Origin of the sequence: Sphingopyxis sp. MWB1 (genome assembly GCF_000763945.1) — a bacterium.
GTDB lineage: Bacteria > Pseudomonadota > Alphaproteobacteria > Sphingomonadales > Sphingomonadaceae > Sphingopyxis.
This window is the reverse complement of sequence record NZ_JQFJ01000005.1, coordinates 212,913-238,976: the sequence shown is the minus strand read 5'-3', so window position 1 is coordinate 238,976 and position 26,064 is coordinate 212,913. Positions and strand designations below refer to the sequence as shown.

Genomic DNA, 26,064 nt, shown 5'->3' with positions numbered 1-26,064 from the left:
ATGCCGACCGGCGCACCCACCGCGGCCCCGGTCGATATACCCTATGGCTTTGCCCGCCAGCATGGCGTGGTCATCGCCCCCGATGGCGAAGGAGGCTGGCTGGCGACGCTGCGCGAAGGCAGCGACCCCGCGGTGCTGATCGAGGTCAAACGCTATCTGGCGCAGCCGCTGCGCGTTGCAACGGCCAATACCGCCGATTTCGACCGGTTGCTTTCGGATCATTATGCCGTTGATTCTTCGGCGGCGGGCCTCGCCGGATCGCTCGACGGCGGCGACATCGACCTCAGCCTGCCCAGCGCCGAAGATTTGCTCGACAGCGCCGATGATGCCCCCGCCATCCGCCTGATCAACGCAATCATCGCCGAAGCGGTGCGGCAGAGCGTCAGCGATATTCACATCGAGCCTTATGAAAGCGGGCTGGTTGTGCGGATGCGCGCCGATGGCGTGCTGCGCGAACATTTGCGGATGCCGCCCCATGTCGCCCCGGTGGTGGTCAGCCGCATCAAGGTGATGGCGCGGCTCGATATTGCAGAGCGCCGCGTGCCGCAGGATGGACGCATCGCGTTGACCCTGGCGGGCAAGGCGGTGGACGTGCGCGTTTCCACCCTTCCCAGCCGGGCGGGCGAGCGCGTGGTGATGCGTATTCTCGACAAGGATGCGGCGGGCATTGATTTCGACGTGCTCGGCCTGTCGGGCGCTGCCGATGCGATTTTGCGCGAGGCGCTGGCCGAACCCAATGGCATCATCCTCGTCACCGGCCCGACCGGATCGGGCAAGACGACGACGCTTTATGGTGCGCTCAAGCAGCTCAACGACGGTCAGCGCAATATTTTGACGGTCGAAGACCCGGTCGAATATGCCGTCGATGGCGTGGGCCAGACGCAGGTGAACAGCAAGGTCGGTCTCGACTTCGCCGCCGGGCTGCGCGCCATTTTGCGCCAGGACCCCGATGTGGTGATGGTCGGTGAAATTCGCGATCGCGAAACCGCCGATATTGCGGTGCAGGCCTCGCTCACCGGCCACCTCGTCCTTTCGACGGTGCACACTAATGATGCGGTCGGCGCGATCACCCGCCTCAAAGATCTGAAGGTTGAACCCTTCCTGCTCGCCTCCACCTTGCGCGCGGTGATCGCGCAGCGTCTGGTGCGAAAGCTGTGCGAGCATTGCCGCGAGCCCGTGCAGGCCGATAACAGCATCGCTGCAGTGCTGGGACTCGACATCGGTACGGTCGTCTGGCGGCCCAAGGGGTGCGAGGCGTGCGGCGGCACCGGCTTCAAGGGCCGCATTGGCGTTTTCGAGGCGATCAGGGTCGATGAGACCGTGCGCCGCTATATCTACGCCGGCGGTGACGAGGCGATGATCGCCCGCCATGCCTTTTTGAAAGCGCCCACCCTGTCATCGGCCGCGCGTACAATGGTTGCCAAGGGGCTGACGACCCCTGAAGAGGCCATCCGCATCGCGCGCCGTGAGGATGTCGATGCCTGACTATCGCTATGTTGCGATCGACCCCCAGGGGCGCGAACGCAAGGGGCGTGTGTCCGCGTCTGGTGATGAGGCTGCGCGCGCCAATCTGTTGCGGCGCAAATTTCATATCCTTGTGCTTGAACCGGCGGGGGCAAAGGAGAAATCGGGGCCTTCGCTGCTCAGCTTTCGCAAGGAGCGGTTGAACAGCAAGCAACTGGCGCTTTTCACTCGCCAGCTTGCGACGCTGGCTGAGGTTGCGCCCCTGGAAGAAGCACTGCGGACGCTCACCCGGCAAAGCGAAGCCGATGCCGCGCGCGCGGTGATCGGCGATGTTCATGCCGGCCTGCTCGAAGGGCGGCGCCTTGCCGATGCCATGGGCCGCCAGTCGGCGAGTTTCCCCCCGCTCTATCGCGCCATGGTCTCGGCGGGCGAAACCACGGGCAGCCTGACCGTCATTCTCGCGCGCCTCGCCGACCTGCTCGAACGACAGGCCGAGGTGCGCGGCAAGCTGATCGCCGCGCTTGCTTATCCGATCGTCCTTGCGATTGTTGCCATCGGGGTGGTCGCCGCGCTGATGATCTTTGTCGTGCCGCGGGTCGTCGAGCAATTTTCGGACGTGGGCCAACAGCTTCCCTGGCTGACGCGCGCGGTGATCGCCCTGTCGGATTTTGCCGCAAGCTGGTGGTGGCTGGTCGCGGCGCTGATTGCGCTCGCTGTGCTGTTGTGGACGCAGGCGATGCGGCGTCCCGCCTTCAAGGCGCGCGTCGATGCCCGGCTGCTGCGCCTGCCGCTCCTTGGCCGCTTGCTCCGCGATCTTTATGCCGCGCGTTTTGCGCGTACGCTCGCCACCATGGTGTCGAGCCGGTTGCCGCTGGTCGAAGGGCTGCGGCTGACGGTGCCGACGATCCGGAATGCCGCGCTGGCCGGGGCGACGTCGCATATCGTCGATCAGGTGCGCGCGGGTGGCAGCCTGTCGGCGGCGCTGCGCGATGCCGGGGTGTTTCCGCCGCTGCTCGTCTATATGACCGCGAGCGGCGAAAGTGCGGGCCGACTGGAAGTGATGCTGGAACGCGCCGCTGATTATCTGGAGCGCGAGTTCGACCGCTTTACGGCGGCGTCCATGGCTTTACTCGAGCCTGTCATAATTGTCGTTATGGGGTCGTGCGTCGCCCTCATCATCCTCGCCATTCTTCTGCCCATCCTTCAGTTGCAGAATCTAGCAGGACTTTGAATAATGTCGCTCATGCAGCTTTTCTTCCGCCTGATGCTCGATCCCGCCCGGCCCCCTGTTCGGCGGCGCCGCAAAAAGGATGAACGCGGCTTTACCCTGACCGAATTGATGGTGGTGATCTTCATCATCGGCCTTCTCGCGACCGTGGTGATGATCAATGTCCTGCCAAGCCAGGACCGCGCAATGGTTACCAAAGCGAAGACCGATATTGCGACGCTGGAAACCGCGCTGGAACAATATCGGCTCGACAATCTGACCTATCCCGCGACGACCGATGGGCTGAACGCGCTCGTCACGCCGCCGCCCGCCCTGCCGCAGCCCGAACGCTATCGCCGCGGCGGTTATATCAAGAAGCTGCCCGCCGATCCGTGGGGGCGCCCCTATCATTATCAAGCCCCGGGTGCGAACGGCAAGGCGTTCGACCTGTGGTCGATGGGGGCGGACGGCGCACCCGGAGGGACCGACGAAAATGCGGATATCCGCGCCGACAATTAAAATCGGCCGGTTGCCCTCACGCCGCGCCAACGGCTTTACGCTTGTCGAATTGATGGTCGTACTAATGATACTGGCGCTTGCGGCGACAGCGGTGGTGCTGACCATTCCGGGCGAGGAGCGCACGCTGCGCAGCGAGGCCGACCGGCTGGCGGCGCGGCTGGCGGCGGCGCGCGACATGGCGGTGATCGAAGGGCGCAGCGTCGCGGTCAATTTTGCGCCTTCGGGCTATGGCTTTGAACGGCGGGTGGAGGGCGCGTGGCAGCCCTTGCCCGGCCGCGCTTTCGAACAGCATGGCTGGCCCGGCGGGGTGCAATTTGCCGCGGGCGAGGGCGGCGCAGCGGCGCGGATTATCTTCGACCGTGTCGGCACCAGTCCGACGCCCCAGACATTGTGGCTGCGCGGGAGCGGTGCGCGGGCAATGGTGCGGGTATCGGCAACGGGCGAGGTCAGCCGTGGCGAATGAAGCGAAGCCGGCGGGCGCGGGGAGGCGCGGGGAGGGCGGCTTTACCCTGCTTGAAATGCTGGTGGCGCTCAGCATCATCAGCATCGCTGCGCTGACGCTGGTGCGGCTCGATGCCTATGCCGTGCGCACCGCTGGCGATCTTGACGAAAGCAGCATGGCGGGGATTGTGGCGCAGAATCGCGCGGTTGAACTATGGACCGATCCGACCCCGCCGACGATCGGTGCGAGCAGCCATGCGGCCCGCAACGGGGGCCGCGACTGGCGTATCGAACAACAGGTCGCGCGCACCGCCGATGCCGATTTGCTGCGCGTCGATTTGCTCGTCCGGCCGGTGAGCGGGCGCGGGCAGGCGGCGCTGACGATCATCCGGCCCGCGCGATGAGGACGGGGCCATGCCGTTCCTTTTCCGCTTCGGCGGGACGCCGGCCAGCATCGGGGGGCGTGTGCGGGGGCGAGAGCGGCTTCACTCTGGTCGAAATGCTGGTGGCGCTGTCAATCTTTGCCGCCATCGCCGCCATGGGCGTCGGCCTGCTGCGTAGCAGCGTCGATACGCAGGGCGCGGTGCAGGAATGGCTGAAGGCGATGGGCGGGATCAACCGGCTCCGCGCGGTCATGGCCAATGATCTGGCGCAGGCGGTGGCGCGCCCGACGCGGGGAGCGGCGGGCGAGCTGTTGCCCGCCTTTGCCGGGTCTGCCAGCGGTTTTTCGCTCGTGCACGCCGGGGCAGGCGCGATGACGGGTGGGGCGCGCCCCGATATCGAGCGTGTCGGCTATCGCCTTGTAGGGGACGAATGGCGACGCGCGGTGCAGCCGATGCTCGACGGCGCGGCGCTGGGCGAGGGCGATGCGATTGCGCGCGAGGTGAGCGGGGCGCAGGTCCGCTATCGCGACGATCTTGGCAATTGGGGCGAAAGCTGGACGTCGGAGCCGGGCGGGCGTTTGCCGCGCGCGGTTGAAGTACGGCTTACCCGCGAAGGACGCGCGCCGCTGGTGATGAGGTTCCTTGTCGCGCCGACCCCGCCGCCTGCGCCGGGCGCCGATGGAGAGGAGGAGGCACCATGAACGGCCCGCTCCCCCTGCCGCAGGAACGCGGCGCGGCGCTCCTCAGCGTTCTGTTACTCGTCGCGGTGATGGCGGTGATTTCGGCGGCGGCGCTCGACCGGCTGATGCTGGCGACGCGGATTGCGGCCAGCGCGGCGACAGTCGATCAGGGCCGCGCCTATGCCTTTGCCGCCGAGGAAATTGCGATGCGCCGGGTGGGCGATCTGGTGAAGCGCGATCCGGCCAAGCTGACGCTTGCGGGCGATTGGCTGGGCCGCGAATTCACCCTGCCGCTTCCGGTCGGGACGGCGCGGGCGCGGCTGGTCGATGCCAATAATTGCTTCAACCTCAACAGCCTGGTGGCCGAAACCGCGCCCGATATATTTCAGCAGCGCGCCAGCGCCATCGGACAATTTACCGAATTGATGGTCCTGCTCGGAATTGACCGGGGCGAGGCGATGGCGATTGCCGGGGCCGCCGCCGACTGGATCGACAGCGATGGAAAGGAAGGGCCGCTGGGCGCCGAAGATGGCGTCTATCGCGCCATGGACCCCGCCTATCTGCCCGCCAATCGCCCGATGGCCGACATCAGCGAGCTGCGCGCGGTAAGGGGCGTGAGCGGGAAAATCTATGCCCAGTTGAAACCTTGGATATGCGCGCTGCCGGTGACAGAGCCCACGCGCCTGAACGTTAACACGCTGGCACCCGAACAGGCCGCGCTGATTGCCATGCTGCTTCCCGGCAAGCTCAGCCTTGCCGATGCACGGGCAGCGCTGGCGGCGCGTCCCGCAGGCGGCTATGGCAGCAGCGTCCGATTCTGGGAGGCGCGGGTGTTTGAAGGGCGCAAACCATCGGGCGAAGCCGCCGAGCAGGCAGGGGTGAATAGCCGCTGGCTTGAACTGACGACGAAAGTGAGCATGGGGGATGGTTTTTTGACGGCGCAATCGCTCATCGACGCCTATGGCGGCGCGCCCGTGGCAGGGCAGGCGCATCCGGCGATTGTGCGACGCGACTGGGGCGAGGACGAATAGGGTGAGCCGCACGTTGATCCTGTGGCTGCCGTCGCTTCATGCGCTGGAGAGCGAGGAGAAGGCGCGTCCCGCGTGGATGCGCGTCGAGGATGGGATCGTCATTGATTCGGGGCAGGATGATGGCTGGGTCGATGCCTGGGAACGCCCGGCAGAGGACCGCCCGACCGATGACCGGCTGATCGCGCTCGCACCCGCGGTCGATGTCCCCATTCGCTATTATCATTATCCCGATGCTGCACCGGCACAGGCCGCGGCAGCGGCGCGTATCGACGCGCTGAAGGGCAGCCTTGGCGATCCGGCGGCGCTGCATGTTGCGGCCGGGCTTCCGGCGGCGGATGGGCAGGCGGTTCCCGTTGCGGTCACGACCCATGCGGCGATGACCCGCTGGACCGAATGGCTGGCGGGCGAGGGGCTGACGGCAGCGGCGATCATCCCCGCGGCCGCGACGCTTCCTCCGCCCGAGCCTGGCCAGCTATGGACCGCCGAAAGCGGCGGTGAGGCAATTATTCGCAGCATCGACCGCGCCTATGCGTCGGACCCGGAGCTTGATGCGTTGATGGCGCAGGGAGCGGTGATAGCGCCGCTCGATGCCGAACAAGTGCGCGAGACGCTGCTGTTGTCGCTGGCGACGCCGCCAGTCGATCTTTTATCCGGCGCGTGGAAGCCCAAACGCCGCTGGGGCGTCGACCCGGCGCTGCTCCGGCTCGGCAAGCGGCTGCTGCTGGCGCTGCTGATCGTCAGCCTGCTCATCCCCATCGTCTACGCCCTGCGCCTGTCGTCCGACACAAGCCGCGCCGATGCCGCAACGCTGGCGGCGGCTGAGAAAGCGGGCATATCGGCGCCCGATGCCGCCACCGCCGAAGCCGAAATCGACCGGCGGTTGGCGGCGGCGGGCGGCGGGCCGCTTGCCTTTTCGGTTCCGGCTTCGGCGCTTTATGATGCAATGACTGATACGCCGGGTGTGGCGCTGAAAAACCTGTCGCACCGCACCGACGGGACGCTGACGACCACGCTCGCCGCGCCGCGCGTCGAGGATATTAACGCGGTGCTGATCGCCCTGCAGGCGCGCGGCTATCGCATCACCGCGCAGCCGATGGCGGGAAGCGACGGGCAGCAAATGGCCAATGTAACGATCCGGGCGGTGCCATGATGGAAGCCATGAAAAATTGGTGGGCCGGCCTCTCAAACCGCGAACGCTGGCTGATGGGGGTTGCGGGCGTTCTGGCGCTGGGCGTGCTCCTATGGGCGGTGGCGCGCCCGACCTACGCCGCCTTTGTCGACTTGCAGGCCGGGCACCGCGCCGCCGTCGAGCGCGAGGGGCGGGTGGCGGCCAAGCTGCGCCTGCTCGCGCAACCCACCGCGCCATTGTCCGCATCGCCGGGCGGCGCTGCGCTGGCGATTGATCAGTATCTGGCGCAATCGGCGGGAGAAATCGGCCTGACGCTGGACCGCAATGAAGGGCGTGGCGAGAGGGGCGTCGCGATTGCCATTGCGCGCGCCAAGGCGCCGGTTCTGATCGACTGGCTGGCGGGATTGGAAAGCCAGGGCTTTATCATCGATCAGCTTAACATCACCCCGGGCGCCGACGGCACCGTCGGCCTTACCGCCGAGTTGCGGAAGGCAGGACAATGAGGCGCGTACGACCGCCGTTGATCGCTTTGGCGGCGCTGGTCCTGCTTGCGCTGGTCGCGGCCACTTTTCCGATGCGGCTGGCGCTTGAGTGGGCGGGTGCCGACCGGGCGGGGGTAACGGCGCGCGCCGTGCGCGGGTCGGTCTGGTCGGGCGAATTGGTTGAGGCGCGGCTGGGCGCGCTGCCCTTGGGCACGGTGCGCGCCAGCCTTTCGCCCCTGCCCCTGTTCCTTGGCCGTACCGAGCTATATTTTGCGCGCGCTGACGAGCGGCTCGGCGCGCTTGCCGGGCGGCTTCATGCGAGCAACCCGCGCGGCGTGTCCGATGTCGAGGGGAGCGCGACGCTGATGGGCGGATTGGGAGCGATCCCCGCCGACCGGATCGGTTTTGAAGGCGCGACCATCCGCTTTGATCCTCAAGGGCGATGCGCCGAAGCCGCCGGACGGATCAGCCTGTCGGTGGCGGCGCCAATTGCCGGGCTCGACCTGTCGCAAGGCTTGTCGGGTCCGCTCGCCTGTGTGGCGGGCCGCGCGCAGGCGACACTGGCGAGCGGTTCGGGAATGGAAAAGCTGACGCTCGCCTTCGATGGCAAGGGTGCCTATCGCGCGCGGCTGACCATTGACGCCAATCGCGATTCGGCGATGGCGGCGGCGCTGGCGGCGCTGGGGTTCAAGGCAGGACCGGGCGGCTTTGCGCTGACAAGCACCGGTCGTTTCTAACATGCACATGCTGGCAAGCGTGCTTGGCGCGCTGGACGCCCTGCCCTGGACTTGGGGCGTGATTTTCGGGGCGCTGCTGGGGCTGATATGGGGCAGCTTTGCCGCCACGCTTGTGCTGCGCTGGCCTGCCGGGCGGTCGCTGGGCGGGCGTTCGGCGTGCGACGGGTGCGGGCGAAGTCTAGGCGTGCGTGATCTTGTGCCGCTGCTGTCGGCACGGTGGCGGCGCGGGCGCTGCCCCGATTGCGGGGCGGCGATCGACCCCTTTCACGACAGGGTTGAACTGGGCGCGGCGATGATCGGAGCCGCCGCGCTCGCGATCATGCCAGGACTTGCCGGGTGGAGCTGGGCCTTGTTCGGCTGGCTGCTCCTGCCGCTCGCGCTGCTCGATGCGCGGCATTACTGGCTGCCGGACCGGCTGACCTTGCCGCTTGCGGTGATCGGCCTCGTCGCGGGCGGCGCGCTGCTCGACCTGGGCATATGGGACCGCTGGATGGGCGCGGTGGCGGGCGGCCTGTCCCTGCTGCTGGTCGCGTGGGGCTACCGCCGCCTGCGCGGAAGCGAGGGGATGGGCGGCGGCGATCCCAAGCTGTTTGCGGCGATTGGCGCCTGGACCGGATGGCAGGCATTGCCCTTCATCCTGCTCATCGCCAGCCTGTGCGGGCTGGGCTGGGCGCTGGCGAGCCAGCAAAAAGGGGACACGCCGCTGGTTATGCGGCGCATCCCCTTTGGAAGCTTTTTATGCGTCGCGGCTTGGGCGGGCTTGCCGCTCTGGCCGCTGGTCGCCGGGCTTTGATCAGCGGCCGATGATGACCGTCACCGCGCGGCGGTTCTGGGCATAGGCTTCCTCGGTCGAACCGAGCGCCGCCGGGCGTTCCTTGCCATAGCTGATGACCTGAATGCGCGACGGGTCGACACCCAGCGAGGCGAGATAATTTTTCGCGGCATTGGCGCGGCGTTCGCCCAGCGCGATATTGTAATCGCGGGTGCCGCGCTCGTCAGCATGGCCTTCCAGCGTGACGCGGACGGCGGGATTGCGCTGCAGCCACTGTGCCTGACTGCGCAGTGTCGCCTGATCTTCGGCATCGACATTATATTGGTCAAAGCCGAAGAAGATGCGGTCCGCGGCGACGCTGGCCACGAAATCTTCCTGCGATCCCGGAATGACGCCCGCGCCGGTTCCCGCGCCGCTGCCATCATCGGTGCCGGCGGGCGGCGGGGGCAGTACTTCGGGCGCCTTTTTGGAGCAGGCCCCCACGGCGAACATGGCGATGGCCGCGAGCGTGGCGGTGCTTTTCTTTATCCTCATCTCTTCCGTCCTTTGGTTAATATCAGGGTCATTCGTGATGCGGCGGGATGAACCCATGTTGAACAAAATAATCCAGCCCGCCCGATTTCGTTCCGCCTGCTCGCCTGTGTTTTACGGCAGGATCGGTCCCCAGCTTGGGTCCGAGCCGTCCTGGGGGGTGGGCAGACGCCGCAGGTTAACGCCGGTCAGGTCAACTTGCCACAGGCTTGATTTGCCCTCGCGGCCCGGCGTGGTGCGGAAAAACTGGATCACGCGGCCATTGGGCGACCAGGTCGGCGCTTCGTCCTGCCAGCTGTTGGTGAGCATGCGGATATTGCCGCCCGATGGAGTCATCACACCGATGCGGAACTCGCCGCCGCCAAGGCGGGTAAAGGCGATCAAGTCGCCGCGCGGCGACCATTCGGGCGTGGCATAGCGTCCACCGCCAAAGCTGATGCGGCGCTGGTCGGATCCGTCGACATTCATCACATAAAGCTGCTGACTGCCCGAACGATCGCTTTCAAAGACGATCTTTTTGCCGTCGGGCGAAAAGCTGCCGCCAACGTCAATCCCCGGCGCGGTGGTCAGGCGGACGGGCGTGCCGCCCTCGGCCGAGACGCGATAAATGTCGGTATTGCCGCCGACAGCCATAGAGAAAAGAATCTGCCGGCCATCGGGCGACCAGCGCGGGGCGAAGGTCGCATTGCCGCTTTCGGTCACCAGCTTTTGCGTGCCGTTGTCGATGTCATAGATGAAGACGCGAACGCGGTTGTTCAAATAGCTGACGTAAACGATCTTCTTGTAATCGGGCGAGAAGCGCGGGCTGATCGCCAGCGCCTGGCCATTGGTGATGAAGCGGTGGTTGCCGCCATCTGAATCCATGATGGCGAGACGCTTGATGCGATTTCCCTTGGGGCCGCTTTCAGCGATATAAGCGACGCGGCTGTCGAAGAAGGGTGCTTCGCCCGAAAGGCGCGCATAAATGGCGTCGGCGCATTTATGCGCGGCGCGGCGCCAGTCGCCGGGCTGAATCTCATAGCCCTGGCGAACGAGTTCGCTGCCGAGCGCCGTGTCATAAAGGTAGCAGCCGACGATCAGGCCGCCGGTGCCGCTTGCCCGCACAAAACCATGGACGAGATTTTCCGCATTGCGTGCGCGCCAGTCAGCGAAGCGCGGCGCGGTCACCTCGCTCATGCTGATCGCGCGCAGGCTGCCGGGGCCGATGGGGGCATAGAGCCCGCTGCGTTCGAGGTCGGCGGCGATCACATCGGCAATCTGGCGACCCAGGCTGTCGGTGCGAAGGCCTGCGACGGTTTCCACCTGCGGCGTGGCAAAGGCGGGAACGGCGATAACCGTGCGATCCTGCGAGAGCGTGCCTTCGATCGTTTCGCGTGGTTCGGTGGTGGCGGCGGTGGCCGGGGCACTTTGCTGGCCGAGAACGGGGGCCGCGGCAGCCAGAGCAACGGCGAGCGAAAGAGTGATGGGACGGAGCATATCGCTTACCTCTTCAGAAAATCGAGCGTGTAATTTTGCCAGAAGTCGTAGTTATCCGCTGGCAGGTCGAAAGGCGCGGCGAGTTCGACCGCGCGTTTGGCGCACTCCTGATGCCGCTGAACCTGGAAACGGTTGCTGTCATTTTCGCCGCTGGTGGTGACGCTGGTGAAGCCCGCGAGGCCGCCCGAACGGTTGAGGCGGAATTTCACCACTGTCTTGAGCTGATCAACATCGACCCCGCTGACGCGGCAGCTGTTCCAGCGGGGCGCGACCGCTGCCTTGATGCTGACGTCGATCGAGCGGCGGACTTCGGCAGCAGTCGCGGCCGCGGGCGCGCCCTTGGACGCGCTGTCCTTTGTCTCGCTGCGCGACAGGCCTTCGGCGATGCCGTCGAGCCGCCCCGTGGGCCGGGCAGCGCGCGGCGTGGTCGTCGGCTTTGGCGTCGCCTTGGGCTGGCTTTTCTGCGCGGGTGGTGCCTGCTTTTTCGGTGGAGTTGGGGCTGGACGGGGCGTCAGCCTGGGCGCCGGGGCCGGGTCGGGCCGGACAATGGGGTCGGGGACGGGCGGCGTCGGCGTCGGCAGGGGCTCAGGCACCGCAATGTCGCGCGACAATTCTTCGCCAAGGCGCGGCGGCGGCGGGGTCTGGCTGATCACCGGGGCGGTCGAGGTCGCCGCCGTTTCGGCGATCAGATCGACCTCCATCGGCGGATTGTCAAAACGCCGTTCGCCTGCGGTCCACTGCACCGATAGCAGGCCGATGATGACGACATGCAGCGCGACGGCGACGGCAATGCCGCTTTTTTGCGCGCCCCATGTTTTCTGTCCCGCTCCCATGGCCTTTGACCTATGACTCGCTGTCTGAACCAGTGGTGACCATCGAAATGCGGGTCAGCCCGGCCCGGTTGAGCTCGCCCATCACCCAGGCGACGCGCCCAAACAGCAAGGCCTTGTCGGCGCGCAGCATGATCTGGCGCGGGCGCTCGCTGTTGCGGTCAGCCTGGGCAATGGCATCGAGGCGCGCGGGCAGCGCGGCCTCGTTCACCGCTTCCTCGCCGATATAGATGGTCTCGTCGGCGGTAATGGTGAGCTGAATCGGTTCCTGCTCTTCCTGTTTCATCGGCTTTGCCCGGCTTTCGGGCAGATTGACCGGAACCGCGGAGGAGAGAAGCGGGGCGGTGATCATGAAGATGATCAGCAGAACCAGCATCACGTCGACGAGCGGAGTGACGTTGATTTCGGACATGGGCGCGCGGCGGTGCCCCCGCCCGCGCCGGACGCCGCCGCCTGCGCCGCCCGAAGGGCCGCTCATCGCCATTAGCCTTCCGCCTCCAGTTCGCGGCTGAAGGTGGCGTGCAGCCCGTCTGCAAAGCGGCCGAGGCGCGATTCGAGCCGGTTCAGCCGCTGCGAAAAGCTGTTGTACGCGATCACCGCCGGAATGGCGGCGAACAGGCCGATTGCGGTGGCGAACAGCGCCTCAGCAATGCCCGGCGCGACGACAGCGAGGCTGCTGTTATTCTCCGCCGCAATGGCCGTAAAGCTCCGCATAATGCCCCAGACGGTGCCGAACAGGCCGACGAAGGGCGCGACAGCGCCAATGGTGGCAAGCGCGCCGATTTTCTGGGCCAGCCGGTCCACTTCGCCCGCCAGCGCGCTGTTCATCGCAATGCCCAGCCGTTCGCGCGTGCCTTCGCGGTCAACGCGCTTCCCTGCAGTCGAGCGGCGCCATTCGGAAATGCCCGCCGCCAGCACCTTGGCGCTCGGCAGGTCCTCGCGGCCATTTTCATCGTAAAATTTGTCGATATTGCCCGCGCGCCAGAAATCGCGTTCGAACCGTTCGGAGGCACGCATCAAGCTGCCGACTCCCCGGCCATGGCCGATGATCACGGCCCAGACATAGATGGAGGCGAGCAACAGCCCGATCATCACGGCCTTTACCACCCAGTCGGCCTGCAGGAACAGGGCGATGGGGGACAGAGTCGCCGCGTCGGCGGCCAGCGAGATATTGTCTAGCAAGGGATCATCTCTCCATTCATGATCGCGGTAAAACGTTTGGCCCATCCGGTGGGCTGGCGGCGGGGCCGACCATCGGGGGCCAGAAAGGCCACTATGACCTGGCCTTCGGTAAATGTCTCAAAGCTTAACGGGTCATCGCCGCGAAGGATGCGCTGGGCGATGGCGACGCTTGCCCCGCGCACCGCCTCGACCGTGCTGACGACCAATATGTCATCGTCGAGCTTTGCCGGGCGGCGATATTTGATCTGAAGGTCTGTGACGGCCCAGGCGCCTTCGCCACTTTCAATCGCGGCGCGCTGGTCGATATCGGCAAGGCGCAGCATGTCGGACCGGGCGCGCTCCATATAGCGCAGATAATTGGCGTGATAGACGATGCCGCTGAGGTCGGTATCCTCATAATAGATGCGCGCGCGATAATGATGCGCGGCCCCGACGAAGGCGCCGGGCTCAAAAGGGGGAGGAATGAGCGTCATTGGCGTGAGGGATAGCGGCGTAATGATTCATCGAAAAGAAGATTAACACGGTTCGTCGCAGCAAGGGGCCGATTGACGGCAAAAAGCCTTTATATTCCCGCCCTGTCCTTGCGAGCGGAGCGAAGCAATCCCCAGCCCCGATAGCGGGAGATTGCTTCACCCGGCTCTTGCCGGGCTCGCAATGACGAAAAGGGTGGAAGTTGGCGAAAGTGCCGCGCAGCGTCCTTCAGGCTTCGGGGTCGAACAGGCCGTCCTGAACCCCCGATGGGGGCATTAATCCTAAATGTTTCCAGGCGCTTGCGTTCAATGTACGACCGCGGGCGGTGCGCGCGATCAGGCCCAGTTGCAGCAAATAGGGCTCGATCACATCTTCGATCGTGTCGCGCGGTTCCGACAGGCCCGCGGCCAGCGTTTCGACCCCGACCGGGCCGCCGCGATAAATGTCCGCAATCATAAGAAGATAGCGCCGATCCATGGCATCAAGGCCAAGCGCGTCAACCTCGAGCCGGTTGAGCGCCGCATCGGCGGCGGCGCGGTCGACGATGGCGTGGCCCGCAACATGGGCGAAATCGCGCACGCGGCGCAGCAGCCGCCCGGCGATGCGCGGGGTGCCGCGCGCCCGCCGCGCAATCTCGAGCGCGCCATCGGGGGCGATGGGGAGCGACAGGAGGCGCGCCGCGCGGGTAATCACCTGCTCCAGTTCGGCATGGGTGTAGAAGTTCAGGCGCACCGGAATGCCGAACCGGTCGCGCAAGGGGGTGGTGAGCAGCCCCTGCCGCGTCGTCGCGCCGACGAGGGTGAATTTCGGAAGGTCGATCCGCACGCTGCGCGCCGAGGGGCCTTCGCCGATCATGATGTCGAGCGCGCGATCCTCCATCGCCGGATAGAGAATTTCCTCGACTGCCGGCGACAGGCGGTGGATTTCGTCGATGAAGAGGACGTCGCCATCCTCCAAATTGGTGAGGAGCGCGGCAAGGTCGCCCGCCTTGGCAATCACCGGCCCGCTGGTCGAACGGAAACCGACGCCAAGCTCGCGCGCGACAATTTGGGCCAGCGTCGTCTTGCCCAGCCCCGGTGGCCCAAAGAAAAGCACATGGTCGAGCGCATCGCCGCGCGCCTTCGCCGCCTCGACAAAGATCCGCAGATTTTCACGCGCCGCCGCCTGGCCGACAAATTCGGCGAGCGATTGCGGACGCAGCGCGGCGTCGACATCCTCGGGCGTGCGCTGGGGTGTGGTAAGGGGCGCGGGGTCGGTCATGCTATGCCGTCCTGATGGGGGTGCCGGGGGCAAGGCTGTTGCCGCGCGAAATGCGCCAGAATGCGCCGCCCGTCACCCCGGATCAAGTCCGGGGTGACGGGCGTGGTGACGAGTGGCCTGTTCATTTCGCCGCTTTCTTGAGCGCGAGGCGCACCAGAGCGTCAAGCGTGGCGGCGGCGCCCAGTTCTTCATTGGCGGCCGCGACGGCGGCGCTGGCTTCGGCGGGTTTGAAGCCGAGGCCGCTGAGCGCGGTGACGGCGTCGGCCTGCGGCCCGGCGGCGGGGGTGGCGGCTGCGCCGGTGCCCGCGATGCCGCCGAGCGCGCCGGCCTTGTCCTTCAGTTCATTGCAAATGCGCTGGGCGAGTTTCGGGCCGACGCCATTGGCGCGCGCGACCATCGCGCTGTCGCCGCTGGCGAGCGCGCGTTGCAGATCGGCGATTTCAAGCGCCGAGAGGATAGCGAGCGCGACCTTGGCGCCGACGCCCTGCACGCTGGTGAGCAGGCGGAACCAGTCGCGTTCCTCCGCGCGGGCAAAGCCCAGAAGGCGGAGGAAATCCTCACCCACCAGCATTTCGGTGTGGATGGTCACTTCATTGCCCGCAGCGCCAAGCGTGTCGAGCGTGCGCGCCGATGCCTCGACCAGATAGCCGACGCCGCCAACGTCGATCACCGCATGGCCTGCGCCGCTGCTGTCGAGCCGTCCGGTGAGTTTTGCGATCATGGATGCGGCTTAGCGCGGCAGGAATGAAAAGTGAACAAGGAAGCGGGGGGCGGGGGACGCGGGGGAACGGACGTGCAGTGAGAAATTCCCATGTCAACCTCTCCACACGAGGCCTGCGTGAAAAGAAGGCGGGTCCCCGGTCAAACCCGGAACGACGGGGGGAGATGGTTGCCCAGGTGAACTTTTTCCGGGGCGGAGGGGTTGGCAGGGGAGGAGGAGAAGGCCCATGCGCTATACACGGTTTGCCGCAATGATCGCGACCTCGACGCTGGTGATGCTCGCGCTCATGTATGCCAACAGCTATGCCGCCGATCATCTTTTTTACAGCCAGACGCGAAGCTGGATGGCGCTGGTGATGGGCGCGGCGATGGCCCTCGTCATGCTCGCCTTCATGTGGGACATGTATGAGGGACGCCGGATCAAGCTGGCGATTGTCGCGGGCGCGCTGCTGGTTGGCGCGGGCGCCTTATGGATGGTGCGGAGCCAGACGGCGGTCGATGATGTCGATTATATGAAGGCGATGATCCCCCATCATTCGATCGCCATATTGACGAGCCGCCGCGCGGAGATTCGCGACCCGCGCGTGCGCGAATTGGCCGACGAGATTATCGCGGCGCAGGTCCGCGAGATTGACGAGATGAAGACGCTGATCGCCGAGCTGGAGGCGAATCCGGTGGGACAGGATGCGCCCCGCCTGCCGCCGGGCGAATAGGGCGGCGCGCGCGGGATTGGCGCGGGAGGGTGGTTTCCGTTGCATTGGGCTTGGCGCGTCAGAAGCGCGGGCGGTGGTTGGCGTGACAGATCGCGACCGCGAGAGCATCGGCCGCGTCGGCGCCCGCGACCTTGGTGCCGGGCAGCAGCACGCGCAGCATCGCCTGCACCTGTTCCTTTGCGGCGCCGCCGGTGCCGACAATCGCTTTTTTGACGAGGCGCGGGGCATATTCGGCGACGCTCAGCCCGGCGCGCGCGCAGGCGAGCAGCGCGACGCCGCGCGCATGGGCGAGCTTGAGCGTCGATTGGGGATTATCGTTGACGAAAATTTCCTCGACCGCCGCCTGAACGGGATCATGGTCGGCGATGACGGCGGCGAGCGCGCGGTCGATATGGGCGAGGCGGTCGGGGAGCGGCGCCTTGGCATCGGTTTTGACCTGGCCATTGGCGATATGGCTGATCCGGCTGCCCTCGGCGCGGATCAGGCCCCAGCCGGTGCAGGTGAGCGAGGGGTCGAGGCCGAGGATGATCATCAACGTCCGTTCGTGTCGAGCCCCTCGACGCCGCCAGCGGCGGCGCTCGGGGTGAGCTTCGGCCTTTTGGTCGAAGTCGGAATGCCTGTCGGTCGCGCACCCCATCGGGGTGTCTCGACTTCGCTCGACACGAACGGAATCGCGTGCTTAGCCAAGCTTTTCCATCACCGCATCGGGGATGTCATAATTGCCCCAGACGGTCTGGACGTCATCGTCATCGTCGAGCGTGTCGATGAGCTTGAAGAGGGTTTGCGCGGTCGCTTCGTCGGCGACTTCGCTCTTGATCGTCGGGCGCCAGGCGAGCTTCACGCCTTCGGCTTCGCCGAGCTTGGCCTCCAGCGCCTTGGCGACTTCGTGCAGGCTGTCGACGCTGGTCCAGATGTCATGGCCGTCGTCCGACGATTCGACATCATCGGCGCCCGCATCGAGCGCGGCTTCGAACACGGTGTCGGCGTCGCCCGCATCGACGGGATAGCTGATCAGGCCCAGTCGGTCGAAGCCGTGAGACACGCTGCCCGAGGTGCCGAGGTTGCCGCCATTTTTCGAAAAAGCGGTGCGGACATTGGTCGCGGTGCGATTGCGATTGTCGGTCAGCGCTTCGACGATCAGCGAAACGCCGCCGGGGCCATAGCCTTCGTAGCGGATTTCCTCGTAATTATCGCCTTCGCCGCCGCTCGCCTTGTCGATCGCGCGCTGGATATTATCCTTGGGCATCGACTGCGCCTTGGCCGCATTGACCGCCGCGCGCAGGCGCGCATTGGCGTCGGGGTCGGGCAGGCCCATTTTTGCCGCGACGGTGATTTCGCGGCTGAGCTTGGAAAAGAGGGCGCTGCGCTTTTTATCCTGCGCGCCCTTGCGGTGCATGATGTTCTTGAACTTGCTATGGCCGGCCACGGCCTACCTCCCTTGCTGGGCGTGACTGCAAGGAGCGAAGGTGGCGAGGACCGCCGGGCGCGCGAAGGGCGCGCAAGGGGCCGGACCGGGAAGATGGTTTCGCTTCGTTTGCAATGACGCGTTTGGCTCCCTCTAGCGGCGCTTGCCGCGCGAGACAACCGGGGCTGTGACGGGGAAGGGGAGCGGGAGGCGCTCCCTTAGAGACGGACCGCGGTGCCGCTGGCCGAGACCATCAGCATCGAGCCATTCTGCCCCAGCACCTCATAGTCGATGTCGACACCGATGACCGCGTCGCCGCCCAGCTTTTGCGCCTCTGCCTCCATTTCGGCGAGCGCCTGCTTGCGCGCGCGGGCGAGGACATCCTCATATTTGCCCGACCGGCCCCCGACGATGTCGGTGATGCTGGCGAACAGGTCGCGGAAGATGTTGGCGCCGACGATGACTTCGCCGGTGACAATGCCGAGATAATCGCGGACCGGGCGGCCCTCGACGGCGTTGGTGGTGGTGCTGAACATCTTCCGTCTCCTTGTGCGAAACGCGCTCAGGCGATGCCGAGCGCCGATTTGTAAACGTCCAGGATCGCTTCCATTTCCTTGCGGTCGTGCGGAGGCATTTTGCGAAGGCGGACGATCTGGCGCATGATCTTGGGATCATAGCCCTGTGACTTGGCTTCGAGATAGACGTCGCGAATATCGTCTGCGATGCCCTTTTTCTCTTCTTCCAGACGCTCGATGCGCTCGATGAACAGGCGCAATTGTTCGTCGGACACGGTGGCTTCGCTCATTCTGATACTCCGCTGAATAGGTGGATTGGGTGGCGCGTGAATCGCCGTGCGCCTCACCTAGCGGGGTCAGGGATTCTTGGCCATGCTTTCTTCCATGCGGAGAAGCTGTTCGGGGGTGGCGGGGGTGTGATAGCGGGCTTTCCACTCCGCCGTCGGCATGCCGTGGACGAGGGCGCGGGCGGCTTCCTTGTCCATATTACCCGCCTCGGCGACCCAGTCACCCAGGCAATTGCGGCAAAAACCGGCAAGGCCCATCAGTTCGATATTGGCGGCGTCATGCCGGTGCTGAAGCAGGCGGACGAGGCGGCGAAAGGCTGCCGCAGCGACGGCGTCGTCGAGCTGGTCGAGATCATCTTTTGTCATCGACGGGTCATCGCTGCACGACATCAGGCCTTCTCCTTGGGTTCCGTAGGGGACCGCATAGCTATACGATGGTTGCGCTGGCGCGATCAACGCGCCATGCCGCCATCAGCATCATTTCATATCAGCGGAGCAATTGTGGCCCAGCATTTCACTCCTCGCCAGCGCAAGGTTCGCATTTTGGCGACCCTTGGCCCCGCCAGCGCCTCGCCCGAGCGGATCGCCGAACTGCACCGCGCAGGCGCAGACGCCTTTCGCGTCAATATGAGCCATGGCGACCACGCCGGCCATGCCAAGGTGATCGCCGCCATTCGCGCGCTGGAAAAGGACACGGGGCGGCCGACGACCATCCTTGTCGATCTTCAGGGGCCCAAGCTGCGCGTCGGGGCGTTCAAGGATGGGCCGGTCGAACTGGAAAAGGGCGCCGCCTTCATTCTCGACAGCGACAAGGCGCCCGGCGATGCCACGCGCGTCTGCCTGCCGCATCCTGAAATTTTCGCCGCTCTGGAGGAAGGCACAAGGCTGCTGGTCGATGACGGCAAGCTGGTGCTGCGCGTCAAGGCGGTCAGCGCGGGGCGGATCGAAACCATCGTCGAGGTCGGCGGGAAGATTTCGGACCGCAAGGGGGTGAATGTCCCCGATGTTGTCGTGCCGCTCGCCGCGCTGACCGAAAAGGACCGCAAGGACCTGGCCTTTGCGCTGGAACAGCAGGTCGACTGGATCGCGCTGTCCTTTGTGCAGCGGCCCGAAGATGTCGCCGAGGCGCGGCGGCTGATCGGCGGCCAGGCGGCGCTGCTCGTCAAATTTGAAAAGCCCGCGGGCGTTGCGCGGCTCGACGAGATATTGGAACTCGCCGATGCGGCGATGGTCGCGCGCGGTGATCTGGGGGTCGAGCTTCCCCCCGAAGCGGTGCCGCCGCTGCAAAAGCGCATCGTCGCGACCGCGCGGCGCATGGGCAAGCCGGTGGTGGTCGCGACCCAGATGCTCGAATCGATGATCGTCTCGCCCTCGCCAACGCGCGCCGAAGTGTCCGACGTTGCCACCGCCGTCTATGATGGCGCCGATGCGATCATGCTGTCGGCGGAGACCGCGGCGGGCGCCTGGCCGGTCGAGGCGGTGACAATGATGGACAGCATCGCGCGCTCGGTCGAAAGCGACCCCGATTATCTGCGCCGCCTGCATTTCACCCAGACCGTTCCCGACGCGACGACCGCCGATGCGCTGGCCGAGGCGGCGGGCGGGATCATCCGCACCATCGCCGCCGATGCGATCATCTGCTTCACCGCATCGGGATCGACCGCGCGGCGCGTGGCGCGCGAGCGCCCGGCGGTGCCCCTGCTGGTGCTGACGCCGAAGAAAGAGGCGGCGCGGCGCATGGGGCTTTTGTGGGGCGCCCATGCAGTGCCGACCAAGGATATCGGGAGTTTCGAAGAGATGATCGCCAAGGGCAAGCGCATGGCGCTGCGCCACGGCATCTGCAAGCCGGGGGCCAAGCTGGTGATGACCGCCGGGGTTCCCTTTGGCACGCCGGGATCGACCAATGTGCTGCATGTCGCAACGCTGACCGGCGACGAGTTGAAGGGTTATAGCTGAGGGGGGGCGTGCGGGGGCCTGCTTTCCCGTATATCCATTCGTCATGCTGAACTTGTTTCTGCATCCATGGCGGGACGTTTACGCCTCGGCTGTCCTTTGTCGAAACGGCGGGTGATGGACCTGGTCGCGCGCTGCCGTCGGAAGACGCCCTCTTTGTAGCTTCGTGGCTTTGTGCGAAACATCATCCCCGTGCCGCGATCAGCAAGCGCATGGGGGAGGGGGAAGATGGCTTCCCCATCTTGCCTGGCTATATGGCGGACAGCCATCCAAATCCGATTCAGAACGGCACAAAGTTTAGCGGGCGATTCAGGAAAATTTTGAGCTGATTCAGTTCGGGACGGATAAAAATGGTAAACAGACTTTGCACCATTGACGGGGCGGGCCATAGTCCGGGAAGAGATGCTTCATGGTCCGCGGCGGCGGGCCTTTATCGCCCCGGAGGTTTTGCCCGCGTGTCCGCCCCTTTTCGCTTTCCCCGTTTTTACGTCACCAGCCCGGCGCCCTGCCCCTATCTGCCTGGAAAGACGGAGCGAAAAGTCTTTACCGAATTGGGCGGGCAAAATGCGGTTGAGCTGAATGATGCGCTGGGTCGCATCGGTTTTCGCCGCAGCCAGTCGGTCGCCTATCGCCCGAGCTGCAGCGATTGCACCGCCTGTGTTTCAGTGCGCGTCGCGGCGCGCGATTTCCGCCCCAGCCAGTCGCAGAAGCGCACAATCCGCCGCAACCGCGACCTTATCGCCACCCCCTGCAAGCCGTGGGCGACCGAGGAGCAATATCGCTTGCTGCGCGCCTATATCAGCGCGCGCCATCCCGATGGCGGGATGGCCGATATGGACGAGCAGGATTTCGCCGACATGGTCGAACAGACGCCGGTCGAATCCTATATGATCGAATATCGCGAGCCCGGCGTCGATGGCGAGCCGGGGCGGCTTGTCGGTTGCTGCCTGACCGACCGGCAGGGCGACGGCCTGTCGATGATCTACAGCTTTTTCGATGCCCATCACCCGCGCCGCGAGGGGCTGGGCACCTATATCATCGCCGACCATATCCGCCGCGCGGCGTCGGCGGAGCTGGATTATGTCTATCTCGGCTATTGGGTCGAAGGGTCGGCGCGCATGGCCTATAAGGCGCGCTTTCGCCCGCTGGAAAAGCTTGGCCCCGATGGCTGGGCGCCCTTTGAACCCGCGGCGGTTCCGGCGAGCAGCATCGCGGCGCAGTTCGAGCTGGTGTGACGAAGAGGCTTCCTCCTCCTATTTCCCTTATGACGGCTGGGCCAGCCACGCTTGCCTCTGCGCTTCAGCGTCGGCGCGGGTGACGCAGTCGGCGGCATGGTCGTTGACGAGGCCCATCGCCTGCATGAAGGCATAGGCGGTCGTCGGCCCGACAAAGCGCCAGCCCCTTTTGCGCAGTTCTTTCGACAGCGCGTGCGAAGCGGGGGAGGTGGAGCGGCTTTGCGGCGCGGCCTCTGCCCGGGGTTCGGCATAGCGCCAAAGGAAGGTCGAAAGCGCGCCTTCTTCCTCCACCATTTCGCATGCGCGGCGGGCATTGTTGATCACCGCCTCGATCTTGCCGCGATGGCGGACAATGCCCGCATCGCTGAGCAGCCGTTCGACGTCGCCCTCGCCAAATTCGGCGACTCGGCGGAAGTCGAAACCGGCAAAGGCGGCGCGGAAATTGTCGCGCTTGGCAAGGATGGTCCGCCAGCTCAGCCCCGACTGAAAGCTTTCGAGGCAGAGTTTTTCGAACAGGCGAATGTCGTCGGTGACGGGGAAGCCCCATTCGCGGTCGTGATAGGCGAAAAATTCGGGCGCGGCGGCGCACCAGCGGCAGCGCGGGCGTCCGTCGGGGCCGGGGATGGTCGCGCTCATGCGGCCGCCATCAGATCGGCCAGCCCGTCCTGCGTGCGCCAGACATCCATCTCCTGAATATCGGCGGCGACGACGCCATGGATGACAAAGGGGTCGGCGGCGATGCGCGCTTCAAACGCTTCGCGGCTGTCGGCGCGGCCCAAAATGGCGCCGCCCGATGCAGGGAGCAATTTGCCGACCGCAAGGAAGGCGCCCTCGGCAAAGCCCTGTTCGATCCACTGCTTATGCGCGGCGAGATGATCGGGCGCGGCGGCGCGATTGTCGGCGAAAGTCAGATAGGCAATGAACATCCATCATCCTTTGTCTGCAGGCGGAGAAGAAGGGAGGGCAATGCGCGCATCGAGCCATGCGGTGATGGCGGCAATCTCGCGGTCGATAAAATCCGTGTCGCGAAAGGCGGCGGCGAGCGTCGCCACCCCCTGCGACCAGGCGAGCAGATGCAGCGCGTGCGCGTCTGCCTCTTCGCCCGCGCCCAATGCCTGAAAGCGCGCCGCGAGCCAGTCACGGAACAGGGTGAAAATCGCCGCCGCTTCTTCCCTGGCGGGATGCCCCGCCTTGGCCAGTTCATTGGTCAGCGTGCCGACGGGGCAGCCATAATCCATGATCGCGGCGCGATTGGTGAGGAGGATGCGGATAAAGCAGAGTATCTGCCCGCGCGCGTCGCCCCCTTCGGCTTCCCAGCCCGCCAGCATCGCGCGGGTAGCGTCGGCGCGGCGCGATATGACGGCGTCGAGAATCGCATCCTTGCTTTTGAAATGATGATAGAAATTGCCGCGCGATATGCCGACTCCGCTGGCAATGGCGTGGAAGGAAGTCGCCTCGAAGCCGCCCTGATAGAAAAGGGCATCGGCCTGTTCGACGATCCGCTCGCGCGTCGATGATGATGGCATGACCAACCCTCCCATGTATCCGGGGAGCGGAATTAGGACATTTGTCCTAATCGGTCAAGCGGGCATCGGGAGGATGCGTCTATGGGCGGCGAAGCCCCTAATAACCCAGCGCCAGATCGACCTGCGGCGCCACCGGTTCACCCCGGTGCCAGCGGTCCAGATTTTTAAGGAAAGGTCTCGCCAAGCGCGGCTGTGAGCGCCGCCTGATCGACCACGCCGCCGCGCGCGATGCTGAGCCGCGTCGCGGTCGCTTTAAAAATGACGAGCGGCGGCAGCCGCTGGTCTCGCGAACTGAAGGCCAAGCGTCCGGCTTAGCCACCCTCGTCACAAGCCGCCGCACGCGCGCGAAGGAACGCCTTTTCTCCGGCATTGCGGCTCAATGCCGCCGCTGCTTCAAACTGCGCCTTGGCTTCGGCCAGCCTGCCCGCCCTGAACAGGAAGTCGCCGCGCGCCGCGGGTAAGGGGGCATAATTTTTGAGCAGCGCCACCTCGGCCAGCGCATCGACCATGGTCAATCCGGCTTCGGGGCCGAAGGCCATGCTGTGCGCCACCGCGCGGTTGAGATCGACGATCGGCGACGGCATGATGGTGCGTAGCCGATCGTACAGCGCGGCGATGCGCGGCCAGTCGGTGTCCTCGGCCTTGACGGCGCGGGCGTGACAGGCGGCGAGTGCGGCCTGCAATGCATAAGGGCCCTGGCCCCCAAGAGCTTCAGCCCGGTCCAGGGCGGCGAGGCCGCGACGGATCAACAACCGGTCCCATCGCGCGCGATCCTGTTCGGGCAGGGGCACGAGGCTTCCATCGGCGCGGGTTCGTGCCGTCAGACGCGAAGCCTGAATTTCCATCAGGGCGAGGAGTCCGAAAACCTCGGGCTCTTCGGGAGCAAGCCGGGAAAGGACGCGCCCCAGCCGCTGCGCCTCGGCGCAGAGCGATGGACGCACGGGGTCTTCGCCCGCCGTCGCCGCATAGCCTTCGTTGAAGATCAGGTAGACGACCTCGAGAACCGAGGCGAGGCGGTCCGCCCGGTCGCGGCCGTGCGGCACCTCGAATGCCAGACCGGCGTTGCCGATCGCCCTTTTCGCGCGCACGATCCGCTGCGCGACCGCCGGTTCGCTCGCCAGAAAGGCGCGCGCGATTTCGTCAGTCGTCAGCCCGCCGACCAGCCGCAGGGTCAGCGCCGCGCGCGCATCCGGCGCGATAACGGGATGGCAGGCGGTGAAGATCAGCCCCAGCAGTTCGTCGCCGATGTCATCGTCCATCGCGGCTTCCATGTCGCCAGCCTGCCGCTCGCCTTCGTCCAGCTCGCGGGCTATTTCGGCATGTTTGCGATCGCGCATTTTCGCCCGGCGGAGATCGTCGATCGCGCGGCGCTTCGCCGCCTGCGTCAGCCATGCGCCCGGATTGTGCGGAATGCCCGTCTTCGGCCATTCGGCGAGTGCCACGACCAGTGCGTCCTGCGCCAGCTCTTCGGCGCGATCGACGTCGCGCACCATCCGGGCCAGACTGCCGATCAGCCTCGCTCTTTCGATACGAAAAACCGCTTCGATCGCGCGGTGGGTTTCATCGGCCGCCATGCCTTGCCTTGTCCCGAAAACTCCGGACAAGGCAAGGCCGGAGCGGTCCTGACCCTAGCGCCCCTCCAGCTTGTCGCGAACGCTGCCGTGAATTCGCTCGGCTTCCGGGGTCATGATCTCGTCGAAATCGGACATTTCGTAGACCGGACGGATTTCGATCTCGCTCGGTCCCATCATCGGGTTCGGGCAACGCTTCACCCAGGCGACCGCCTCGTCCATATCCTTGACGTCCCACAGCCAATATCCAGCGACCAGCTCGCGGGTTTCCGCGAACGGGCCGTCGATCACCGTGCGGCCTGGGCCGTCGAACGCGACACGCTTGCCTTGTTTCGAAGGTTTCAGGCCATCACCCGCCAGCAGAATGCCGGCATCGACCAGCTCTTCGTTGAATTTGCCCATCGCTTCGAGCATTTCGCTGGGTGGCATGACGCCCTGTTCGCTGTCTTCGGTCGCTTTTACAAACACCATAACGCGCATCATCAGTCTCCTTGGTTTGCCGCGGCAATCTTTGACCACGTAACCCTGCGACGAACGAGCTTCTTCGGAATCGACACGGCGATCAGATTTTTTGCAGCGCGTTCGTCAATAACCCCGCGCGAGATCGACCTGCGGCGTCACCGGTTCCCCCCGGTGCCAGCGGTCCAGATTTTCAAGGAAGCGCGTGGCCGAACGGATGAACATCTTGTCCTGCGCGCGGCCCGACAGGTGCATGGTGATATGGGCATTGTCGAGGCTCCACAGCGGATCATCCTCGGGCAGCGGTTCGGGCGTGGTGACGTCGAGGAAGGCAGCGCCGATCCGCTGCTGGTCGAGCGCCGCGGTCAGCGCCGCCTGATCGACGACGCTGCCGCGAGCAATATTGATCAGCGTGGCGGTCGGTTTCATCGCCTCCAGCTCGGCGGCGCCGATCATCTGGTCGGTCTCCGGGGTGGCGGGGACGGCCAATATCACCCAGTCGAAATCGCTCAGCCGCGCGCGCCACTGGTCGGGGGTGAGGCTGTTCTTGCCGGGTGAACGGCGCACGACGGTGACATCGACGCCAAAGGAGGCGAGCCGTTCCTCGACCAGCTTGCCGATCGCGCCATAGCCGAGCAGCAGCGCCTTTGACCCGTAAAGCTCGACCTTGCCCGGCGAATCGATCAGCCATTCGCGCCGGTCCTGCGCGCGCACCACTTCGCGATATCCCTTGGCAATGGTGAGCATCCCCATCACCACATATTCCGCGATGGTGATCGCGTTGATCCCCGTGCCATTGGTGACCACCGTGCCGCGTTGCTGCAACAGGTGGAGCGGCATGCCATCGAACCCGGCATAGATGCTGTTCAGCCATTTCAGCTTTGTCGCGGCGGTGATGGCGGCGGCCATGTCCTCCTTGTCATACATGTCGAACCAGCCGATTTCGGCGCGCGGGGCCATCGCCATCGCCTCTTCCTTTGAGGCAAAGAAATGCGGTTCGACCCAATCGGGCAGGCGGCTTTCGACGAGCGGGCGGATCATGGCCGACAGGACGGCGGTGGTTTTGGTCATATAATCTCCCCTCC

Annotated in this window: 33 protein-coding genes and 1 pseudogene; 14 read left to right on the top strand and 20 right to left on the bottom strand. The window is 65.5% G+C overall.

Going from position 1 to position 26,064, the window contains the following annotated elements; genetic code table 11:
- The 11 genes from JV18_RS0114275 to JV18_RS0114225 are packed head-to-tail and all read left to right on the top strand — an operon-like array spanning position 1 to position 8,866.
- Complete coding sequence (locus JV18_RS0114275) at positions 1 to 1,485, top strand: GspE/PulE family protein (RefSeq protein WP_033075685.1); 1,485 nt, start codon at positions 1 to 3, stop codon at positions 1,483 to 1,485.
- Positions 1,478 to 2,695, top strand: coding sequence for a type II secretion system inner membrane protein GspF (gene gspF, locus JV18_RS0114270; protein WP_033075684.1), 1,218 nt, complete (start codon positions 1,478 to 1,480; stop codon positions 2,693 to 2,695). The genes JV18_RS0114275 and gspF overlap by 8 nt, the downstream gene beginning before the upstream one ends.
- Positions 2,696 to 2,698: 3 nt before the next feature.
- Positions 2,699 to 3,190 carry a type II secretion system major pseudopilin GspG gene (gene gspG / locus JV18_RS0114265; protein WP_081944871.1) on the top strand — a complete coding sequence of 164 codons (492 nt, stop codon included), beginning with the start codon at positions 2,699 to 2,701 and terminating at the stop codon, positions 3,188 to 3,190.
- On the top strand, positions 3,165 to 3,653 hold the full coding sequence (locus tag JV18_RS0114260; RefSeq protein ID WP_033075601.1) for a GspH/FimT family pseudopilin: 489 nt from the start codon (positions 3,165 to 3,167) through the stop codon (positions 3,651 to 3,653). Before gspG ends, JV18_RS0114260 begins: the two co-directional genes overlap by 26 nt.
- Positions 3,643 to 4,035 carry a type II secretion system minor pseudopilin GspI gene (gene gspI, locus JV18_RS0114255; protein WP_033075600.1) on the top strand — a complete coding sequence of 131 codons (393 nt, stop codon included), beginning with the start codon at positions 3,643 to 3,645 and terminating at the stop codon, positions 4,033 to 4,035. The genes JV18_RS0114260 and gspI overlap by 11 nt, the downstream gene beginning before the upstream one ends.
- A 59-nt stretch (positions 4,036 to 4,094) precedes the next feature.
- Complete coding sequence (locus JV18_RS0114250; protein ID WP_235303521.1) at positions 4,095 to 4,715, top strand: GspJ family type II secretion system protein; 621 nt, start codon at positions 4,095 to 4,097, stop codon at positions 4,713 to 4,715.
- Positions 4,712 to 5,725, top strand: a complete 1,014-nt coding sequence (gspK, locus tag JV18_RS0114245) for a type II secretion system minor pseudopilin GspK (protein ID WP_033075598.1) — start codon at positions 4,712 to 4,714, stop codon at positions 5,723 to 5,725. The genes JV18_RS0114250 and gspK overlap by 4 nt, the downstream gene beginning before the upstream one ends.
- Position 5,726: 1 nt before the next feature.
- On the top strand, positions 5,727 to 6,875 hold the full coding sequence (gene gspL, locus JV18_RS0114240; protein ID WP_033075597.1) for a type II secretion system protein GspL: 1,149 nt from the start codon (positions 5,727 to 5,729) through the stop codon (positions 6,873 to 6,875).
- Positions 6,872 to 7,357, top strand: a complete 486-nt coding sequence (gspM, locus tag JV18_RS0114235; protein WP_033075596.1) for a type II secretion system protein GspM — start codon at positions 6,872 to 6,874, stop codon at positions 7,355 to 7,357. The genes gspL and gspM overlap by 4 nt, the downstream gene beginning before the upstream one ends.
- Positions 7,354 to 8,073 (top strand): type II secretion system protein N, encoded by a 720-nt coding sequence (gene gspN, locus JV18_RS0114230; protein WP_033075595.1) that lies wholly within the window; start codon positions 7,354 to 7,356, stop codon positions 8,071 to 8,073. The genes gspM and gspN overlap by 4 nt, the downstream gene beginning before the upstream one ends.
- 1 nt (position 8,074) lies before the next feature.
- Positions 8,075 to 8,866 (top strand): prepilin peptidase, encoded by a 792-nt coding sequence (locus JV18_RS0114225; protein ID WP_235303513.1) that lies wholly within the window; start codon positions 8,075 to 8,077, stop codon positions 8,864 to 8,866.
- On the opposite strand, the gene pal is transcribed toward JV18_RS0114225, so the two are convergent.
- The 8 genes from pal to ruvA all read right to left on the bottom strand — a co-directional run bounded on the left by pal (position 8,867) and on the right by ruvA (position 15,316).
- Positions 8,867 to 9,379 (bottom strand): peptidoglycan-associated lipoprotein Pal, encoded by a 513-nt coding sequence (gene pal / locus JV18_RS0114220; RefSeq protein WP_144243984.1) that lies wholly within the window; start codon positions 9,377 to 9,379, stop codon positions 8,867 to 8,869.
- A gap of 111 nt (positions 9,380 to 9,490) precedes the next feature.
- Positions 9,491 to 10,852 carry a Tol-Pal system beta propeller repeat protein TolB gene (tolB, locus tag JV18_RS0114215; protein ID WP_033075594.1) on the bottom strand — a complete coding sequence of 454 codons (1,362 nt, stop codon included), beginning with the start codon at positions 10,850 to 10,852 and terminating at the stop codon, positions 9,491 to 9,493.
- A gap of 5 nt (positions 10,853 to 10,857) precedes the next feature.
- Positions 10,858 to 11,685 carry a hypothetical protein gene (locus JV18_RS0114210; RefSeq protein ID WP_033075593.1) on the bottom strand — a complete coding sequence of 276 codons (828 nt, stop codon included), beginning with the start codon at positions 11,683 to 11,685 and terminating at the stop codon, positions 10,858 to 10,860.
- A 10-nt stretch (positions 11,686 to 11,695) separates the two neighbouring features.
- Entirely contained in the window at positions 11,696 to 12,166 is a 471-nt protein-coding gene (locus tag JV18_RS0114205; RefSeq protein WP_033075592.1) for an ExbD/TolR family protein, read from the bottom strand.
- A complete protein-coding gene (tolQ, locus tag JV18_RS0114200) occupies positions 12,166 to 12,864 on the bottom strand; it encodes a protein TolQ (protein ID WP_033075591.1) in 699 nt (232 codons plus the stop codon). The genes JV18_RS0114205 and tolQ overlap by 1 nt, the downstream gene beginning before the upstream one ends.
- Positions 12,858 to 13,337 (bottom strand): YbgC/FadM family acyl-CoA thioesterase, encoded by a 480-nt coding sequence (locus tag JV18_RS0114195; protein WP_033075590.1) that lies wholly within the window; start codon positions 13,335 to 13,337, stop codon positions 12,858 to 12,860. Before JV18_RS0114195 ends, tolQ begins: the two co-directional genes overlap by 7 nt.
- A gap of 226 nt (positions 13,338 to 13,563) precedes the next feature.
- On the bottom strand, positions 13,564 to 14,595 hold the full coding sequence (ruvB, locus tag JV18_RS0114190; protein WP_033075589.1) for a Holliday junction branch migration DNA helicase RuvB: 1,032 nt from the start codon (positions 14,593 to 14,595) through the stop codon (positions 13,564 to 13,566).
- Between the two features lie 121 nt (positions 14,596 to 14,716).
- On the bottom strand, positions 14,717 to 15,316 hold the full coding sequence (ruvA, locus tag JV18_RS0114185) for a Holliday junction branch migration protein RuvA (RefSeq protein ID WP_033075588.1): 600 nt from the start codon (positions 15,314 to 15,316) through the stop codon (positions 14,717 to 14,719).
- Between the two features lie 226 nt (positions 15,317 to 15,542).
- Here ruvA and JV18_RS0114180 point away from each other — a divergent pair, with 226 nt between their 5' ends.
- The gene (locus JV18_RS0114180; RefSeq protein WP_033075587.1) at positions 15,543 to 16,028 is read left to right on the top strand and encodes a DUF305 domain-containing protein; all 486 of its coding nucleotides are present in this window, start codon (positions 15,543 to 15,545) and stop codon (positions 16,026 to 16,028) included.
- Positions 16,029 to 16,086: 58 nt separating this feature from the next.
- On the opposite strand, the gene ruvC is transcribed toward JV18_RS0114180, so the two are convergent.
- The 5 genes from ruvC to JV18_RS0114155 form a co-directional block, all read right to left on the bottom strand.
- On the bottom strand, positions 16,087 to 16,560 hold the full coding sequence (ruvC, locus tag JV18_RS0114175; RefSeq protein ID WP_033075586.1) for a crossover junction endodeoxyribonuclease RuvC: 474 nt from the start codon (positions 16,558 to 16,560) through the stop codon (positions 16,087 to 16,089).
- 147 nt (positions 16,561 to 16,707) lie between these two features.
- Positions 16,708 to 17,454, bottom strand: a complete 747-nt coding sequence (locus JV18_RS0114170) for a YebC/PmpR family DNA-binding transcriptional regulator (protein WP_033075585.1) — start codon at positions 17,452 to 17,454, stop codon at positions 16,708 to 16,710.
- 197 nt (positions 17,455 to 17,651) lie between these two features.
- On the bottom strand, positions 17,652 to 17,969 hold the full coding sequence (locus JV18_RS0114165) for a YbjQ family protein (protein WP_033075584.1): 318 nt from the start codon (positions 17,967 to 17,969) through the stop codon (positions 17,652 to 17,654).
- A 26-nt stretch (positions 17,970 to 17,995) separates the two neighbouring features.
- A complete protein-coding gene (locus tag JV18_RS0114160; protein ID WP_033075583.1) occupies positions 17,996 to 18,238 on the bottom strand; it encodes a DUF2312 domain-containing protein in 243 nt (80 codons plus the stop codon).
- A 66-nt stretch (positions 18,239 to 18,304) separates the two neighbouring features.
- Positions 18,305 to 18,625: a DUF1244 domain-containing protein gene (locus tag JV18_RS0114155; RefSeq protein WP_235303511.1), complete on the bottom strand. Its 321-nt coding sequence runs from the start codon at positions 18,623 to 18,625 to the stop codon at positions 18,305 to 18,307.
- A gap of 111 nt (positions 18,626 to 18,736) precedes the next feature.
- On the opposite strand from JV18_RS0114155, the gene pyk reads away from it, so the two are divergent.
- A complete protein-coding gene (gene pyk / locus JV18_RS0114150) occupies positions 18,737 to 20,191 on the top strand; it encodes a pyruvate kinase (protein WP_033075679.1) in 1,455 nt (484 codons plus the stop codon).
- 452 nt (positions 20,192 to 20,643) lie between these two features.
- The gene (locus tag JV18_RS0114145; protein ID WP_033075582.1) at positions 20,644 to 21,423 is read left to right on the top strand and encodes an arginyltransferase; all 780 of its coding nucleotides are present in this window, start codon (positions 20,644 to 20,646) and stop codon (positions 21,421 to 21,423) included.
- Positions 21,424 to 21,450: 27 nt separating this feature from the next.
- Here the strand turns inward: JV18_RS0114145 and JV18_RS0114140 are convergent, their stop codons facing one another.
- The 7 genes and pseudogenes from JV18_RS0114140 to JV18_RS0114115 all read right to left on the bottom strand — a co-directional run bounded on the left by JV18_RS0114140 (position 21,451) and on the right by JV18_RS0114115 (position 26,050).
- Positions 21,451 to 22,059: a DNA-3-methyladenine glycosylase I gene (locus tag JV18_RS0114140; protein WP_033075581.1), complete on the bottom strand. Its 609-nt coding sequence runs from the start codon at positions 22,057 to 22,059 to the stop codon at positions 21,451 to 21,453.
- Positions 22,056 to 22,349, bottom strand: a complete 294-nt coding sequence (locus JV18_RS0114135; protein WP_033075580.1) for a YciI family protein — start codon at positions 22,347 to 22,349, stop codon at positions 22,056 to 22,058. The genes JV18_RS0114140 and JV18_RS0114135 overlap by 4 nt, the downstream gene beginning before the upstream one ends.
- Before the next feature lie 3 nt (positions 22,350 to 22,352).
- Positions 22,353 to 22,949, bottom strand: a complete 597-nt coding sequence (locus tag JV18_RS0114130) for a TetR/AcrR family transcriptional regulator (RefSeq protein ID WP_033075678.1) — start codon at positions 22,947 to 22,949, stop codon at positions 22,353 to 22,355.
- A 164-nt stretch (positions 22,950 to 23,113) separates the two neighbouring features.
- Positions 23,114 to 23,251 (bottom strand): hypothetical protein, encoded by a 138-nt coding sequence (locus tag JV18_RS15460; protein ID WP_160174203.1) that lies wholly within the window; start codon positions 23,249 to 23,251, stop codon positions 23,114 to 23,116.
- Between the two features lie 9 nt (positions 23,252 to 23,260).
- Complete coding sequence (locus JV18_RS0114125; RefSeq protein ID WP_033075579.1) at positions 23,261 to 24,523, bottom strand: RNA polymerase sigma factor; 1,263 nt, start codon at positions 24,521 to 24,523, stop codon at positions 23,261 to 23,263.
- A gap of 126 nt (positions 24,524 to 24,649) precedes the next feature.
- A pseudogene (locus JV18_RS0114120) lies at positions 24,650 to 25,000 on the bottom strand (YciI family protein); the annotation flags it as partial.
- A gap of 105 nt (positions 25,001 to 25,105) precedes the next feature.
- Positions 25,106 to 26,050: a D-2-hydroxyacid dehydrogenase gene (locus tag JV18_RS0114115; RefSeq protein ID WP_033075578.1), complete on the bottom strand. Its 945-nt coding sequence runs from the start codon at positions 26,048 to 26,050 to the stop codon at positions 25,106 to 25,108.
- Positions 26,051 to 26,064 lie beyond the last annotated feature (14 nt).